General features: G+C 61.2%; 16 protein-coding genes and 1 pseudogene. 9 read left to right on the forward strand and 8 right to left on the reverse strand.

Annotation, left to right across the window (positions count from 1 at the left end; all coding sequences use genetic code 11):
• The 5 genes and pseudogenes from HJB89_RS16800 to HJB89_RS16820 all read left to right on the forward strand — a co-directional run.
• A pseudogene (locus HJB89_RS16800) lies at positions 1-134 on the forward strand (sugar ABC transporter ATP-binding protein); the annotation flags it as partial.
• A 15-nt stretch (positions 135-149) separates the two neighbouring features.
• Entirely contained in the window at positions 150-1,655 is a 1,506-nt protein-coding gene (locus HJB89_RS16805; protein WP_207583869.1) for a GMC oxidoreductase, read from the forward strand.
• A gap of 43 nt (positions 1,656-1,698) precedes the next feature.
• On the forward strand, positions 1,699-3,354 hold the full coding sequence (locus HJB89_RS16810; protein WP_207583870.1) for a GMC family oxidoreductase: 1,656 nt from the start codon (positions 1,699-1,701) through the stop codon (positions 3,352-3,354).
• Between the two features lie 12 nt (positions 3,355-3,366).
• Complete coding sequence (locus tag HJB89_RS16815) at positions 3,367-4,536, forward strand: Gfo/Idh/MocA family protein (RefSeq protein ID WP_207583871.1); 1,170 nt, start codon at positions 3,367-3,369, stop codon at positions 4,534-4,536.
• A gap of 6 nt (positions 4,537-4,542) precedes the next feature.
• Positions 4,543-6,627 (forward strand): FAD-binding protein, encoded by a 2,085-nt coding sequence (locus HJB89_RS16820; RefSeq protein ID WP_221150237.1) that lies wholly within the window; start codon positions 4,543-4,545, stop codon positions 6,625-6,627.
• Positions 6,628-6,662: 35 nt separating this feature from the next.
• Here HJB89_RS16820 and HJB89_RS16825 read toward each other — a convergent pair whose 3' ends face one another.
• The 4 genes from HJB89_RS16825 to HJB89_RS16840 form a co-directional block, all read right to left on the reverse strand.
• A complete protein-coding gene (locus HJB89_RS16825; protein ID WP_221116282.1) occupies positions 6,663-6,845 on the reverse strand; it encodes a hypothetical protein in 183 nt (60 codons plus the stop codon).
• Positions 6,846-6,850: 5 nt separating this feature from the next.
• The gene (locus HJB89_RS16830) at positions 6,851-7,078 is read right to left on the reverse strand and encodes a hypothetical protein (protein ID WP_221132690.1); all 228 of its coding nucleotides are present in this window, start codon (positions 7,076-7,078) and stop codon (positions 6,851-6,853) included.
• A 78-nt stretch (positions 7,079-7,156) separates the two neighbouring features.
• Entirely contained in the window at positions 7,157-7,948 is a 792-nt protein-coding gene (gene xth / locus HJB89_RS16835; RefSeq protein WP_207583874.1) for an exodeoxyribonuclease III, read from the reverse strand.
• Between the two features lie 132 nt (positions 7,949-8,080).
• Positions 8,081-8,578, reverse strand: coding sequence for a hypothetical protein (locus tag HJB89_RS16840; protein WP_207584294.1), 498 nt, complete (start codon positions 8,576-8,578; stop codon positions 8,081-8,083).
• 315 nt (positions 8,579-8,893) lie between these two features.
• Here HJB89_RS16840 and HJB89_RS33245 point away from each other — a divergent pair, with 315 nt between their 5' ends.
• The gene (locus tag HJB89_RS33245) at positions 8,894-9,418 is read left to right on the forward strand and encodes a hypothetical protein (RefSeq protein WP_207583875.1); all 525 of its coding nucleotides are present in this window, start codon (positions 8,894-8,896) and stop codon (positions 9,416-9,418) included.
• 98 nt (positions 9,419-9,516) lie between these two features.
• On the opposite strand, the gene HJB89_RS16845 is transcribed toward HJB89_RS33245, so the two are convergent.
• The 3 genes from HJB89_RS16845 to HJB89_RS16855 all read right to left on the reverse strand — a co-directional run bounded on the left by HJB89_RS16845 (position 9,517) and on the right by HJB89_RS16855 (position 11,771).
• Entirely contained in the window at positions 9,517-10,140 is a 624-nt protein-coding gene (locus HJB89_RS16845) for a response regulator transcription factor (RefSeq protein ID WP_207583876.1), read from the reverse strand.
• 2 nt (positions 10,141-10,142) lie between these two features.
• Positions 10,143-11,531 (reverse strand): sensor histidine kinase, encoded by a 1,389-nt coding sequence (locus HJB89_RS16850; protein ID WP_221150238.1) that lies wholly within the window; start codon positions 11,529-11,531, stop codon positions 10,143-10,145.
• A gap of 63 nt (positions 11,532-11,594) precedes the next feature.
• The gene (locus HJB89_RS16855; RefSeq protein ID WP_207583878.1) at positions 11,595-11,771 is read right to left on the reverse strand and encodes a hypothetical protein; all 177 of its coding nucleotides are present in this window, start codon (positions 11,769-11,771) and stop codon (positions 11,595-11,597) included.
• 161 nt (positions 11,772-11,932) lie between these two features.
• Between HJB89_RS16855 and HJB89_RS16860 the strand changes: the two genes are divergently transcribed.
• On the forward strand, positions 11,933-12,784 hold the full coding sequence (locus tag HJB89_RS16860) for a methyltransferase domain-containing protein (protein WP_221132689.1): 852 nt from the start codon (positions 11,933-11,935) through the stop codon (positions 12,782-12,784).
• Between the two features lie 68 nt (positions 12,785-12,852).
• Here the strand turns inward: HJB89_RS16860 and HJB89_RS16865 are convergent, their stop codons facing one another.
• Positions 12,853-13,134, reverse strand: coding sequence for a hypothetical protein (locus HJB89_RS16865; RefSeq protein WP_207583880.1), 282 nt, complete (start codon positions 13,132-13,134; stop codon positions 12,853-12,855).
• Positions 13,135-13,333: 199 nt separating this feature from the next.
• Between HJB89_RS16865 and HJB89_RS16870 the strand changes: the two genes are divergently transcribed.
• Both HJB89_RS16870 and HJB89_RS16875 read left to right on the forward strand, forming a co-directional pair.
• Positions 13,334-13,732, forward strand: coding sequence for a DUF1236 domain-containing protein (locus tag HJB89_RS16870; protein WP_207583881.1), 399 nt, complete (start codon positions 13,334-13,336; stop codon positions 13,730-13,732).
• Between the two features lie 113 nt (positions 13,733-13,845).
• Positions 13,846-14,685, forward strand: coding sequence for a DUF1236 domain-containing protein (locus HJB89_RS16875; RefSeq protein WP_207583882.1), 840 nt, complete (start codon positions 13,846-13,848; stop codon positions 14,683-14,685).
• Positions 14,686-14,691 lie beyond the last annotated feature (6 nt).

Below are 14,691 nucleotides of genomic sequence, written 5' to 3' on the forward strand. Positions count from 1 at the left end.
AGCTCGGCGGCAAATCCGTCGTCGCCCGCCTGCGCGCCGATGCCGGCATCGCTCCGGGACAGACAACTCGCCTTGCCTTCAATCTCGACAAGGCCGTGTTCTTCGATCCGGACAGCCAGGTGCGGATTATATGACGGCCAGGCGCTGATATGAACAGTTCACCAGACATCGTCATCATCGGTTCAGGCGTCGGCGGCTCCACCGTCGCCGCCGGCCTGGCTGCGACCGGCGCGCGGATATTGATCCTCGAAGCCGGCGATCACATCGCCGATCTTCCTGTCAATCGCGACCAGCGCGCCATCTTCCAGCGGGGACATTTCCGGCCGAAGGAAACCTGGTACGAGGCAAACGGCAAAGGCTTCAATCCCGGCAACTACTACAATGTCGGTGGCAATTCGAAATTCTATGGCGCCGTTTTGTCGCGCTATCGCAAAGAGGATTTCGGCGTGATCGAGCATCGGGAAGGCGTGTCGCCGGCCTGGCCGTTTGCCTATGAGGAGTTGGAGCCGTGGTACGCTAAGGCGGAAAGGATGTACCAGGTTCGCGGCAACCTCGGCGAAGACCCTACCGAGCCTTATCACTCGACTGCCTACGGCTACCCACCCGTGCCGGACGAGGCGCCGATCGCCGATGTCAGGGCGCGCCTCAAGGAAAAGGGCCTGCACCCGTTTTCCCTGCCGCTCGGCCTGGACCTCGACGCCTGGCTTTCCAAGGCACGCACGCCCTGGGATGCGCATCCGAATGCACGGGACGGCAAGATGGATGCCGAGACAGCAGCGCTTGCGGTAGCGTTAAGCCATGAGAACGTGCGGCTCGAAATCAATGCGCGCGTGACGAGGCTCGATACCGCAGCGGGGAGCCGGATCGACCGGGTCACCTATGTCAGGAACGGCGAGACGCTGACGGTTTCGCCGAAGATCCTGATCCTTTCGGCCGGTGCGGTTCAGTCGTCGGTGCTTCTGCTTCGCTCGAAAAACGACCGCTTCCCAGGAGGCCTGGCGAACTCCTCCGACCAGGTGGGGCGCAATTTCATGAACCACAACGCCTCCGCCGTCATCGGCGTCTCGCCACGGTTCCGGAACACCTCCGTCTACCAGAAGACCTTTGCCTTCAACGACTTCTATCTCTCGGACGGGAAGGGTGGACCGCCGCTCGGCAACGTGCAGCTCCTCGGCCGGATCTCCGAAAAGGTTCTGAAGGGTTCGCTGCCAAGGGCGCCGGAATGGGTCCTGCGTTTCATCACCAGCCATGCCATCGATTTCTACGCGATGAGCGAGGACGTTCCCAATCCCGAAAGTCGCGTCATGGTCGATGGAGATCGGATCATTCTCCAGTGGCAACGAACCAACTGGGATGCGCATCTGGCACTTGTCGCCAGGCTGAAGGCGATCCTGAAGTCGATCGGATTTCCGATCGTGCTGTCGAGACCCTTCGACAAGCGCACGCCTTCCCATCAGTGCGGAACGGTCCGCATCGGAAACGATCCCGCGACGGCGCCGCTGGATCCTTACTGCCGTTCTTATGATCACGAAAACCTCTTCGTCGTCGACGCCGGTTTCCTGCCGACGTCGGCTGCCGTCAATCCCGCGCTCACCGTCGCCAGCCAGGCGCTGAGAGTTGCAGATCACATCGCATCGACGGACTTGCAGGCATGAGCAGATCCATTGGCGTCAGCCGGGTTCAAACAGGACAGTAAAAATGGGATTCGACTACATCATCACCGGTGCCGGTCCTGCAGGATGCGTGCTTGCGAGCCGGCTGAGCGAAGATCCGGATATCAGCGTCCTCCTGCTCGAAGCGGGGGGAGGCGACTGGAATCCTCTTTTTCACATGCCGGCCGGCTTCGCCAAGATGACCAAAGGTGTGGCCAGCTGGGGCTGGGAAACCGTTCCTCAGAAACACATGAAGGGCCGGGTGCTACGCTATACGCAGGCAAAGGTCATCGGTGGCGGCTCATCGATCAACGCACAGCTCTATACGCGCGGAAACGCTGCAGATTATGATCTTTGGGCGAGTGAAGACGGCTGCGAGGGCTGGGACTATCGCTCGATCCTTCCCTATTTCAAACGTGCGGAGGACAATCAGCGCTTCGCCGACGACTACCACGCCTATGGCGGTCCGCTTGGTGTTTCGATGCCGGCGGCGCCGTTGCCGATCTGCGACGCCTATATTCGCGCCGGGCAGGAGCTCGGTATTCCCTATAATTATGACTTCAACGGCCGCCAGCAGGCGGGCGTCGGATTTTACCAACTCACCCAGCGCGATCGCCGCCGGTCCTCCGCTTCGCTTGCTTACCTCTCGCCGATCAAGGATCGGAAGAACCTGACGGTTCGGACGGGCGCCCGCGTCGCGCGGATTATCGTCGAGGGAGCGCGTGCGACAGGCGTCGAGATCGCCACCGCGCGCGGCTCGGAAATCGTCCGCGCCGAGCGTGAAGTGCTGATCTCCTCCGGCGCGATCGGATCGCCGAAGCTGCTTTTGCAGTCCGGCATAGGACCGGCCGATCACCTAAGGTCTGCGGGCGTCAAGGTGCTCCACGATCTGCCCGGCGTCGGCGGCAATCTTCAGGATCACCTCGACCTTTTCGTCATCGCCGAGTGCACCGGCGATCATACCTATGACGGCGTCGCAAAGCTTCACCGCACGCTTTGGGCCGGTCTTCAATATGCCCTGTTCCGCAGCGGTCCGGTTGCCTCGTCGCTCTTCGAGACCGGCGGCTTCTGGTATGCCGATCCCGACGCTCGGTCTCCTGATATCCAGTTCCACCTCGGTTTGGGTTCGGGTATCGAAGCGGGCGTCGAGCGGCTCAAGAACGCCGGCGTGACGCTCAATTCCGCCTATCTGCATCCGCGCTCGCGCGGGACGGTGCGTCTGTCATCCTCCGATCCGGCTGCTGCTCCCCTGATCGATCCCAACTACTGGTCCGATCCTCACGACAGGGCGATGTCCCTGGAGGGGCTCAAGCTCGCCCGAGAGATCATGCAGCAGGCGGCGCTGAAGCCCTTTGTCATGGCCGAAAGGCTTCCCGGGCCGAAAGTCATGACCGACGAGCAGCTCTTCGACTACGGCTGCGCCAACGCCAAGACCGACCATCATCCCGTGGGCACCTGCAAGATGGGAACGGGGCCGGATGCGGTCGTCGGGCTCGATCTCAAGGTCCATGGTCTTGAAGGTCTCCGCGTCTGCGATTCCTCGGTCATGCCGCGCGTGCCGTCCTGCAATACCAATGCACCGACAATCATGGTCGGGGAAAAAGGATCGGACCTCATCCGGGGCCTGTCAGCGCTGCCGTCGGCGATCTTCGCCTACGAACGCAACGACACTAGACCTCGGGCCCGCGCCGAAATCCGCTAAGGAGTAATGACAATGGTCGAAGTGAGAGTTGCAGTGCTTGGCGCCTCGGGCTGGATGGGAAAGATCCACACGATGGCCTATCAGACCTTTGCGCATTTCTTCGGCGTCTCGGACGGGACGGCGCGGATCGTGGCGCTTGTCGATCGCAATCCTGACGCAGTCGAGGATCTCGGCAGCAGGGCGCCGGGTGCGCGGATCTATCAAGACTGGAAACTGGCGATCGCCGATCCTGAAGTCGATCTGATCGATATCTGCCTGCCTGACCACCTTCATTATCCTGTGGCCAAGGCGGCCCTGCTGGCCGGCAAGCATGTCTACTGCGAAAAGCCACTGGCAAACACCGCCGACGAGGCTCGGGAACTGGCAGACATCGCCAGGGAGAAGGGTGTCATTACCCGTGTCGGGCACGCCTTTCCCAGAAACCCCGTCCATGATCTGGCGAAAGACATCATTCAATCCGGCGAAATCGGCGAGATCAAGCTGTTCCGCGGCTGCCAGCACGTCGACATGTTTGGCGATCCGAACGCCCCCTTCATGTGGCGCGCCGATGGAAAGCTGGCGCCAACCGGGATCGTCGGCGACACCGGCTCGCACATTTTCAGCTTCATGGATTTCCTGGTCGGCCGCGTCAGTTCCCTGATCGCTGACAATTTCATCGTGACGCCGCGCCGGCCCGTCGTCGAGGACCTTGCCTATGGCGAGCAGGTGAAGCTCATCGGCAACGAGGCCTGGGCTGATATTACCAACCCCGACGCGACCAACCTGCTGTGCCGGTTTGCCAACGGCGCCGGCGGGATCGTCGATTTCAGCCGTGTCGCGACCGGCCGCAAGTTCATGCAGACCTACGAGGTCTATGGAACGAAAGGCAGCATCGCCTATACCTATGACGAGATAAACCGGCTGCGCTTCTATTCCAACGACGACCGGACGGCGCGGCGCGGCTTCCGGGAGATCGACGTCGGGCCGGAAAATCCCACCTTCAAGGCTTTCCTTCCTCTGCCGAATTTCGGCATCGGCTACAATGAAAGCAAGATCATCGAGGTGGCCGAGGTCATCCGTTCGATCGTTGCAAACAAGCCGATGTGGCCGACATTCGATACGGGCCACCACATCTGCCAGATCGTCGATGCATGCATGGAGTCCTCCCGGCAGAAGCGCTGGGTCGACATCCCGTTGGGCTGAATGCCAATGACCAGAGCTGTTCCGCAGGAAATTCTTGACGCACTGACCGATGTCGACATGCCGCGCCTTCCACCCGAGGCTTCCTCATCGGAAGCGGTCCGGCTCGCCGGCGTCGAGCTGCCGGTCTACCGAGCCGGCTGCGTCGTCGTCGGATCCGGTGCTGCAGGTCTGCGCGCCGCGGTGGAAATGAAGCGGCGCGGCGATGACGTCGTCATCGTCAGCCAGAGCGCCTGGGGCGGAACCTCGGCCTGTTCGGGATCGGACAAGCAGACCCTTCACACGGCAAACACGGCGGATCAGGGCGACAATTACAAGGCGATGGCCCGTGCCGTCCGCAGCGGCGGCGCAATGGACGAGGATACGGCCTATGTCGAGGCTGTCGGCTCATCCCGGATGATGGCGTCGCTGCAGTTCCTCGGCCTGCCGCTGCCGCAGGATCCGCTCGGCGGAACTTTGAGATACCAGACTGACCACGACGACGTCGGCCGCGCCACCAGCTGCGGTCCGCGCACCTCGCGCTTGATGGTCAAGGTGCTGGCTGATGAGGCGATCCGGCTCGACGTGCCGTTCTATAACCAGACCACCGCCGTCAAAATCCTCACCGAAGGCGAAGGGGCGGACCGCCACGTCGTCGGCATACTGGCCATGCGCGCCAGTGACCGCACAGGGCAGAACCCGCTCGGCATTGCGTTGTTCGTCAGTGGAGTGATCGTGCTGGCGGCTGGCGGGCCTGGAGAACTCTATCGCGACAGCGTTTATCCCAACGGCTGTTTCGGTTCCCTCGGACTGGCGCTCGAGGCAGGTGTCGAACTCGTCAACCTCACAGAGAGCCAGTTCGGCATCGGAACGCGCCGGGAAGGTTTTCCGTGGAATCTGTCGGGCACTTACGTCCAGGCGATCCCGCATATCTACTCGGTCGATGCGGAAGGCACCGAGCACCACTTCCTGGCGCAATATTACCGCACGACGCAAGAGCTGGCGTCGAATGTCTTCCGCAAGGGCTACCAGTGGCCATTTCATGCGACGCGCATGCTGGACTTCGGCTCGAGCCTGGTGGATCTCGCGATATCAAGCGAAACCGCCGCCGGGCGGCGTGTCTTCATGGACTTCAATCGCAATCCCCTGCCGGTACCAGGCGACCTGCCGTTCAGCCTCGAAAGGCTGGACGACGACGTCCGCCTCTATCTCGGCAAGGCCGGCGCTGGCCAAGACGTGCCGATCGATCGCTTGAAGCACATGAACCCGCTCGCGATCGAGCTCTACCGCCGCTACAAGATCGACATCGCCGCCGAGCCGCTGGAATTCGCCGTCAACAACCAGCACATGAATGGCGGCATCATGGTCGACACCTGGGGCCGCAGCAATCTTGCCGGCTGTTATGCTGTCGGAGAAGCGGCGGGTACCCATGGGGTGACGAGGCCGGGAGGAGCGGCGCTCAATGCCGGGCAAGTCTTCGGCACCCGGGTGGCCGAGCACATCGGCGCGAGCGGTAGAGCGAAGCGGCCCGCCACAGGGGATAAATCAGGTATCGCCGAGGCAGGTGTTGCCGATCTGCTTTCCGCCCTTCGGACTGAAAGCCCGCTCACCGTCAAATCGATTCGCTCAGCAGTGCAGTCGCGAATGAGCGAGAAGGCCGGCATCATCTGCGATGAGCAGAGCGTCGGCGAGGCCTTGATCGAGGCTCGGAAGCTGAGTGCTGAAATTCGCGCTGATGGCGTCGCCTACGGTCGCGCAGCCGAGGCGGTCCGAGGCGTGCAATGGCGGCATATGGCGCTCGCCTCCGAAGCGGTGCTCAGCGCGCTTGATTTCTTCATACGAAGGGGAGGCGGCAGCCGCGGAGCGCGAGCGATATGTGATCCGCAAGGCGAATCCATTCCGCATGCGAGCGCAGGTCTGTTAGAACAATATCGCTTCCGCAGGGAACGCGAAGCGCATCGGGATGAGCAGATCGTCGTTCGGCTCGAGGGCGATGAGATCAAGCTTTCGACGCGCCCGAACCGCGCTGTGGATGAAAACGCCAAGTCCTTCTTCGAGCGAGACTGGCCAGCCTGGCTGACTGGCCGCATTTATGATCTGGGCGCGAATGAATGAGTTGACGATGATCGGAACCGCCTCCCGGCGGGCGATCAATCGGGATTGGCGACCGGGGGCGGAACCCGCACGCGCCCGGTGTCGTCAGAGCCTTCGGCGACCGCTTCCTCGCTTTTGCGCACGTGCCTTGGCGGATCCTTTCCTTCGATCGGCTTCGGCGACAGCTGGTCGTCAGCCTGGATCTCGTCGGAGTTCAGGTAATTCTTGCTTTCTGCCATAGCAGTCACTTCCGATTGGAGAACTGCGGGGCAGGGATGCGATCCTTCGGACTAGCGCGGCCTGTCTCTGGGTCGGCGTCGGTGACACCGTCGCCCGCCTCGCGGCTGCTGCCTATATTGATGGGAGGCTTTCGCTGTTCGTCGATATTGGTTTCCGGCAGTTCGTCCTGGGTATCCTCGTTCAACGGCTTCGGCGGAAGCTTTGCGGAATTGGGGATGGAATTCGTGGGCATAGGTCAATCTCCTTTGCGAGCTAACTCCAGCCGGCATCGTAGGTTCCTTGCTGCGCCTGCGATCGACGGCATCTCGGCTCACACGGCTTCGGCGGCGGGAACAACGAGCTCGATCATGACGGGTGCGTGATCGCTGGTATGCTCCCAGCCTCGCGGGTTTTTCCGGACGGTCGCCGATCGCAGCCATGGCGCGACGGCCGGGCTGAGCAGGAAGTGGTCGATCCGCAGCCCCGCATCGCGTTCGAAGCTGTTCCGCCAGTATTTCCAGAAGGTGTAGATGCGCTCTTCCGGATGCAGATGCCGGACGGCGTCGGTCCAGCCCTGGGCGACGAGATTGGCATAGGCCTTGCGGACTTCGGGCCTGAATAGGGCGTCGTCCAGCCAGCGTTCGGGTTTGTAGACGTCGATCTCCGTCGGCATGACGTTGAAGTCGCCGGCGAGGATCGAAGGCACTTCGAGTTCGAGGAGTTCGGCGGCGTATTCGCGCAGGCGGCGGAACCAGCGGAGTTTATAATCGAACTTGACGCTGGGGAAGGGATTGCCGTTCGGCAGATACAGGCATCCGATCACGACGCCGTCGATGACGGCTTCGATATAGCGGCTGTGTGTGTCATCGGGGTCGCCGGGAAGTCCGCGCCGGGTCAGGATCGGTGTCTTGCCCTTCGCCAGGATGGCAACGCCGTTCCAGGATTTTTGGCCGTGCCAGACGGCGCCGTAGCCGGATCGTTCGATTTCCTTTCGCGGAAACCTGGCGTCGTCTGTCTTAAGCTCCTGGAGGCAGACGACATCAGGGGCGTCCTCCTTCAGCCAGCGCAACAGGATCGGCAGCCGTCCATTGATTCCGTTGACATTGTAGGTTGCGATTTTCACAAGACTTCCGGGAAGCTAATGCATGTCGCCCAGAAGGGCGCAGCGGTTCCGGGATAACGACATGCATAAAAACAAAGGACTAAAGCGCGCCGCATGAATCAAATTTGATGCGACGCGCTTTAGGCTGGCTCCTCAACGCGTCGCACCGAAGACGAAGGCTATGCCGGCGACGATCGCCACTGCGGTCAGCGGCTGCCGGCGTATCCGATTCTCGATCTCGTGGACGAAGCTGCTCGCTTCCGCCTTCGCCAGGCGCGCTGTTCCTGAAGCCAGTTCCGAAGCGGTTTCCGCCACTCGACTTGCGTCTTTCTGAAGCGTCCGCATTTCCCCTCGATCGGCATCGACGCCTGCGGAAGAGCCGCCGGTTTCGCCGGTCGAGCGCAGGGCCTGATCGACGAACGGAAATGCCTCGTCGAGCCTGGTGGGATCGGGCTCTCGTTTCACCCGCTCAGCCGCCTCGACGTCGCTGCGGCCGGCAGGAATTGAGGTATGGGTAGCAGACACTGGGTCGGAGGCCGGAAAGGTGCCCTCGATACCTCTGTCGAGCTCGCCTTTTTGGGCCTGCTTCCGCTGCTCTGCCTGTTCTTTTCGCATGGACTGGACTGCGGGGGATTCGTTCGGGTTTGCCATCACTGTTTCCTCTGTTGCTCTTCGACAATCAAATCGGCGGCGCGGAAAGAAGTTCCAGAAAAATGCATTCTCCCTCATGCGGCAATACATCAACGAGGCGGCGAAGGTCACGAATGGCGCGCGGCGCAGTCTATCTCTCGCAATGATCGTTCGGAATTCCTTGCTCGTGGACTTGGCTATGGGTAAGCCGGACTAAAGTCCTGCCCTTTCTAGTACCTTAGGTCCGGTTGCATTTGATCTTCGGAACAGCGAAAATTGTCATGCGCCTATTCCGCGTAGGAAACGGCGGAGAACGGACGAACGAGGCTATATAGGATGACTCTCTCGAAACGCGATTTTCTGAGGTGGGGCGGCAGCACGGCCGCAGCCCTCGTCGCTGTTGCATCGCCGGTGACATTGAACCTTGGCGGCTCCCTTCCCGTTCTGGCGGTCGAAAGCGCGCAGGCTAAGGACGGCAACAACGGGAATGGCGGCGGCAATGGCAACGGCAACGGGGGAGGGAATGGCAACGGGGGAGGAAACGGTAACGGCGGCGGCAACGGGAACGGCAACGGGGGAGGGAGCGGCAACGGGAACGGGAACGGCGGTTCCGGGAATAGTGCCGGTGGAAGCTCCAGCAATAGTGCCGGATCCTCTTCCTCTGCCAAAGGGACCTCACAAGAATCGGGGGCGAGAGCGATCGAAGCTTCCGATGGTTCGATCGACGTCCGCCATGCAAACGGCATTACCGAAACCCTGCGGCGTGGCCGTTACGTCATGAAGGACGGAAAAGGCAGAACGATCATAAGCCGGCAAGCGACTGCAAATGATGCCAGCCGGTTAGGCCGCTACCTTCGCTAAGGAGCCGCAAAGTGGGTGGTGCGGGCAGCGCCTGTTCTGTTGCTGAGTCAGGACATGAGGTCGTCGGAAAACCCGCTCACCCTTTTCGGCAGCATGCTCTAGCGCCGTTCGCGCCATTGGAGAGCCGCTTCAGTCCTGTTCGTGACGCCGAGCTTGCTCAGAATCTGTGTCATATGGTGCTTCACCGTCTTTTCCTGAAGGTTGAGACGCAAGCCGATATGTTTGTTTGACAGGCCTTGAGAGACCAGATCCATCACCTCGCGTTCTCGTGGCGTCAGACTGTTCTTATCGGGTGCGCTGCCATGCAGCGAATTCTCCATGACCTTCGTCGACATTGTCGGCGAGATATACCGTGAGCCACTCAGCACCGTCTGGATGGCTTCGACGAGACCACGCGATCCGACACCTTTGAGAACATAGCCCATCGCGCCCTGTTGAAGGGCTGCCAGCAGCGTGTCCACCTCCTCCGATACCGTCAGCATCAGCACTTTCGTTGTCGGGCTACGCGTCAGCACATCGCCGATCGCCGACAGTCCGCCACCGGGCATCGAGACATCGAGAAGCATGATGTCGGGATGGCTGGTGGCAGCGATCATCACTGCATCATTGCTGCTGGCACCTTCGCCAACGACGGCAAAGTTGCTGATCTCCGAGAGGCTGCGCGTAACGCCCTCGCGAAAAAGCGGATGGTCGTCCACGACGCCGATAGTGATTGATGTCATCCCTAGTCTCCCATTTCCATAGGCTCGAAGGTCATGGTCACCGTCGTGCCTCCTTCGCCTGTCTTGACGTCGAAGGATCCTCCGAGGCTGTCGATGCGTTCGCGAAGTCCGACAAGGCCGAGGCTCGTAGGCCTCACCTCGGTCGGATCGAAGCCATCGCCGCGGTCGCTGACCTCGACGTGAACATGACCATTGCGCGAGACGGCTCTTACGGCCTGCTGTACGCCGCCGCCATGGCGATACGCATTGTTCAACGCTTCCTGAACGAAGCGATAGATGCAGATCTTTACGGCAGGAGCGGGTTCGGGTCCATTGTCGTCGATGATTGTTTCGACATGGGTTTCGGTCTTGCGCTGGTGTGCTTCGACCACCCGCGCGACGATCTCGGCGATCGAGGATTTCTCGATTTGCGGTAGCACCAGGCCGCTGCAAATATTGCGGATCTCGGTCATCGCCTCTGCAAGGCTCGAGCGTATCCAGGCGAGTTCCTTTTCACGCGTTTCGGGCTGGGTCGACGCATTGATCAACAGATCGCTGTCCAGCCGCAGTGAGGCATAAGCAATGTGCTGGGCCGGCCCGTCGTGCAGATCGGCACCGATGCTGCGTAGATAGGTTTCGTTGAGCGCCGCCGCCCGCTGGGAGGCGCGCTGCAGCCGCCGCTGAAGCCCGCGATTCTCCTCCAAAAGTGCCGACAGTTCATTGACCCGTTCTTTGAGATCCTTGCGTTGCGCCTCTATCGTGCGGCTGCCCCGAAAGACCAGAACGGAGAGAACAAGGAAAAAGACTGCTGTCAGGGCGGCGACGGCGCCCCAACTGCGGAGCCTGGCATGCGCCAGACTGTCGCCTAATCCTTCTGCCGTCTCGTAGAACTCGATGACGGCGACCGCCTGTCCGGACCATGGCTGGAGCACAGGATTGTAGATTTCCATGAGCGGCCTGCCGAGCGCGCGCTCCTTGTCGCTTTCCGGATCGCTTGCGACCTCGTAGCGGGCGACGAGAGACCCTGCGAACGCGTTTCGAAGCTTGCCGTTTACCGCAAACTTCTTGCCCACCAGCTCCTTCTCATTCGAATAGAGGATAGTTCCGTCGCTTCGCCACAGCTTGAACGAAACAAGACGCCTGCCGAGCGCGCCCTGACCAAGCGTCTCGTCCAGAGCCTGAGCGCTGCCTTCGTCGAGCGGTGTTGCTTTTTGCATGTCGGGAAGCAGCGGCGCGACCACGCTGTCCACGTAGAGCGCCGTCGCAGCACCGGAGTTGTGGATGACCGCCTCCTCTATGAGGTGGGTGACGAGAATGCCAACCAGGAACATGGCGGCGATCGATATGAGCCCACCCGCGATGAAGAACTGGGAGGCGAGTGAGCGGGCATTCCAGCGGCGAAGCCAAATCATTTTGATACCGGTAAGAGACTTGCCGACTAACCTATCGCTTCCTCAAAATTTTTCCAGACAGCGTCAGGGTAGATCCCTGGTATCGAAGATTTCGGCGCCCCTTATGCTTTTGGTCAACTGGAGCGAGTCTCCAGACATGGCGGCGCCAAAGACGTAGAGAAGCGCAGCGAGAACGACGACAAGGGCGATGACGGACACATTGCAGGCGTCATTGACGCGGGATCTGTTACTCTGGGCCATATCTGGATCTCCTTCACCTCTTCGAAACGGCGCGGTCCTGTCCGCGTTCCACCCCCGGGACTTCGGTCTGACAGACCTGGGACCTAGGTCCTGCCCCCGTGGACGTCAGTAGGTTCAGTCATATTTCAGCACTGAATGGTCCGGGTTTTGGAGATCTGCGAGTGACAATTTCTGCCGACATCGAAAACGGCGCCCGCGCCGCATTTGCCAGTTCTCCCGCACCATTCGATGAAGGTGTGGCCGAGCTTTACCAGACCCTCCTTGTGCCGATTCTTTTCGAGCCCTATGCGGCGGAGATGGCGATCGCCGCCGACCGGTCGAAACCTGGCAGCGTTCTCGAGCTCGCGGCGGGGACGGGCGCCTTGACACGCGCGCTGCGCATGACGCTTGATCCGCCAACGGAAATCGTTGCCACCGACCTCAACCAGGCAATGATGGACATCGGCGCACCATCGGTGACGATGTCGCGGACCCACTGGATGCACGCCGATGCCCAAAACCTCCCCTTCGCGCCCGAGATGTTCGATCTCGTCATCTGCCAGTTCGGCGCGATGTTCTTTCCCGATAAGGTGAAGGCCTATGGCGAGGCGGAAAGAGTGTTGCGCAGCAAAGGCCGTTTTCTGTTCTCGACGTGGGATGCACTTTCGGCCAACGACTTCGCCAGATCCGTGGATGAATGCCTGGCAAGCCTATTCCCATCCGATCCGCCGGATTTTCTCAGGCGCTTGCCATACTCCTACTTCGACCCCGGCTCTATCAAGGCGCAGATGTCCTCCGCCGGCTTTGAGGCGATTACCTGCGATCGGCTCGAATTGACATCCGTCGCGGCCAGCGCGCACGACGTCGCAGCCGCCTTCTGCCAGGGCACGCTGCTCCGGGGAGAGATTGAATGGCGGGCGCCGGAGCGGATATCCGAGATCGTCGACGAGGTGGCTGAGCGAGTGGAAGCACGGCACGGAGCCTGTCCTAGCGGCGGCATGAGCGCGTTGGTCGTCGCCGGCCGCGCTCGGTAGCGCCCTCGGCCCAGGCTGGCGCGCCAATCACCCGGATCGTCCAAGCGGGACCGCCAAACGCCTTCGAGCTATGACGGCTCTCCGGCCTTCTGCGCGGTCGTATAGGGAGCTTCGTGCATGGCGCTGATGACGTGGCGCTCAATCTCGACGCAGACCTCATCATACTCCCGCACTCGGTGGGAGTTGAACCCTTGTCTGCGAACGGCATCGCGCGCTTCGACAGCCATCTGGTAGGCCTCGAAGAGTTCGAGCTGCAGCGGGTCGCGGGCTTCCATGATCAGCTTCCGCATCTCCGGCAGGCGCATTGCCAGGCGCCTGCGTCCCGCCTCCCTGCGGTTGGATCGTGCCATCTCCTTCGGTCTCCTGCCTATGCCCGGAAATACGGGGCCCTTCGATCTGCAAGTAGCGCCGGCAACGGACATTGACATGGATTTGGGACCAAAGGCCGGGATCGATCAGACTGAGGTCCGGGGCGGGGAACGACCCCGCCTCCAGCTAGTTGGTTTGGCAGCGGTCATTAAGATCGCTTCAAAACAGAAGGAGGAAAATATGCTCTCCAAGCTTATCGTCTGTGCGGCAACTGCCGCGACCCTCATGTCCGGCGTCGCATTCGCCCAGTCCTCGACCGTCAATGGTGCGGCCGGCGGCGCAGTCACCGGAGCGATTGTCGGTGGTCCCGTTGGCGCTGCTGTCGGCGGTGTTACCGGCGCCATCGTTGGCACCGCGATCGATCCGCCGCCGCAAAAGGTCGTCACCTACGTTCGCGAGGCTCCGGCACCGTCGGCGCGCGTAGTCGTAAAGGAGAAGGTTGTCGTCGGACAGCCGCTGCCGGAAACGGTCGTCGTGACGCCTATTCCGGATGATCCGACCTATGCCTACGCCGTGGTCAATGATGAACGTGTCATCGTCGAACCGTCCTCCCGCAAGGTGATCCAGGTCATCAAGTGACCTGATCCTCCACGCGGCCGCTACCGCGTCTTAACTTCGGAAATCATCGTTTAGATCAGCCGCACGGTCGACGGCAGCGTCGTCGTGCGGCCGAAAAAGCAAAGAGAATTATTATGAAGAGCAAGACACTCGCCGTCCTGATGACGGCACTCGCGATCGGCGTTTCGCCGGTTGGCATCATTTCCGCCTCGGCGCAGGATGCGCCGATTCTTCCCAAGAAGGGTGCGACCCAAAACGGCCAGTCCAGCGACGGTGCGACCAAGCGGCCGGATGCGGGCGGTGCCGCCTCTGGTGGCGCAGGTGGTTCCACTGGCCAAGGCACGCAGCAGCCTTCGGGCTCCGACGGAAGCTCATCGGGGGCATCCTCGGGAACCACCACCGATGGATCCTCCGGCCAGACGGCAACCGAGCCCGGCACCAAGACGCAGTCCGGAAGCTCCGATAGCTCGACGACGCCCAAGTCGGGACAGTCTTCGACCGAAAGCCAGAAGCCGGCCGGCAGCCAAGATACCGGGACATCGACCGGCACCTCGACCGGCTCCGGCGAAACTCAAAAACCCGGCGATGCCGCGAAGTCTTCCGGCGGTTCGGCCGAGACCCAGTCCAACAGCAAGATGAACGTCGGCAACAACAACACGTCGGTCGACAGCAACACCAAAAACACCACCAAGATCGAGACGAACAACACGACCAACGTCAACATCTCGGTCGAGCAGCAGACGGAAATCCGTACTGTTGTGAAGGAAGTTCATGTCGAGCCGGTTCGTGAGACGGATTTCACGGTCTCGGTCGGTACGACCATCCCGAAGAAGATCAGGCTCGAGCCGCTGCCGCCGCGCATAATCGAGATCGTGCCGCAGTATAAGGCCTACCGTTTCTTCCTCCTCGCCGATGGCCGGATCGTCATCGTCGACCCTTCTGCATTCACGATCGTCTACATCATCTCGACATAGAGCGCC

Origin of the sequence: Rhizobium sp. NZLR8 (assembly GCF_019685025.1) — a bacterium.
Classification (GTDB): Bacteria; Pseudomonadota; Alphaproteobacteria; order Rhizobiales; family Rhizobiaceae; genus Rhizobium.

Bases quoted from the DNA above. Each gene is read 5' to 3' on its own strand.
- HJB89_RS16805 (WP_207583869.1), top strand. From the start codon at position 150: ATGAACAGTTCACCAGACATCGTCATCATCGGTTCAGGCGTCGGCGGC.
- HJB89_RS16810 (WP_207583870.1), top strand. From the start codon at position 1,699: ATGGGATTCGACTACATCATCACCGGTGCCGGTCCTGCAGGATGCGTG.
- HJB89_RS16815 (WP_207583871.1), top strand. From the start codon at position 3,367: ATGGTCGAAGTGAGAGTTGCAGTGCTTGGCGCCTCGGGCTGGATGGGA.
- HJB89_RS16820 (WP_221150237.1), top strand. From the start codon at position 4,543: ATGACCAGAGCTGTTCCGCAGGAAATTCTTGACGCACTGACCGATGTC.
- HJB89_RS16825 (WP_221116282.1), bottom strand. From the start codon at position 6,845: ATGGCAGAAAGCAAGAATTACCTGAACTCCGACGAGATCCAGGCTGAC.
- HJB89_RS16830 (WP_221132690.1), bottom strand. From the start codon at position 7,078: ATGCCCACGAATTCCATCCCCAATTCCGCAAAGCTTCCGCCGAAGCCG.
- HJB89_RS16840 (WP_207584294.1), bottom strand. From the start codon at position 8,578: ATGGCAAACCCGAACGAATCCCCCGCAGTCCAGTCCATGCGAAAAGAA.
- HJB89_RS33245 (WP_207583875.1), top strand. From the start codon at position 8,894: ATGACTCTCTCGAAACGCGATTTTCTGAGGTGGGGCGGCAGCACGGCC.
- HJB89_RS16845 (WP_207583876.1), bottom strand. From the start codon at position 10,140: ATGACATCAATCACTATCGGCGTCGTGGACGACCATCCGCTTTTTCGC.
- HJB89_RS16850 (WP_221150238.1), bottom strand. From the start codon at position 11,531: ATGATTTGGCTTCGCCGCTGGAATGCCCGCTCACTCGCCTCCCAGTTC.
- HJB89_RS16855 (WP_207583878.1), bottom strand. From the start codon at position 11,771: ATGGCCCAGAGTAACAGATCCCGCGTCAATGACGCCTGCAATGTGTCC.
- HJB89_RS16865 (WP_207583880.1), bottom strand. From the start codon at position 13,134: ATGGCACGATCCAACCGCAGGGAGGCGGGACGCAGGCGCCTGGCAATG.
- HJB89_RS16870 (WP_207583881.1), top strand. From the start codon at position 13,334: ATGCTCTCCAAGCTTATCGTCTGTGCGGCAACTGCCGCGACCCTCATG.
- HJB89_RS16875 (WP_207583882.1), top strand. From the start codon at position 13,846: ATGAAGAGCAAGACACTCGCCGTCCTGATGACGGCACTCGCGATCGGC.